General features: G+C 56.5%; 1 pseudogene. It reads right to left on the bottom strand.

Annotated features, from left to right (window positions below):
* Positions 1 to 255: pseudogene (locus IB266_RS30575) on the bottom strand (IS110 family transposase); the annotation flags it as partial.

The raw sequence follows: 255 nt of genomic DNA, 5'->3' as shown, positions 1-255 counted from the left end.
CGGGCTCCGGTCAGAAAGCCAATGCCCTCAACCTTCAAGCAACGGTTCAGCTGACCCAGCAAACCAGCATCCCTCAGATGATCCTTGATCGTTTTCTCGATCAATGTCTCAAGCCTCTGCATGGCTGCAATTTGTTCGGCGAAAGCGGTCTTCAGCAGCGGCTCGTTAGCCCAGCTTTGTACCAGAGCCACTCGAGCCTGAACCAAGGCTGCGCGACGGCGGAAAAGGCTCAGCAGCTGGCGATACAGCGCAGAT

The organism is Pseudomonas sp. Pdm06 (assembly GCF_014851795.1).
In the GTDB taxonomy this organism is placed as follows: Bacteria; Pseudomonadota; Gammaproteobacteria; order Pseudomonadales; family Pseudomonadaceae; genus Aquipseudomonas; species Aquipseudomonas fluorescens_AA.
The sequence above is the reverse complement of the archived record's forward strand: the minus strand, read 5'-3'. Positions and strand labels throughout refer to the sequence as shown.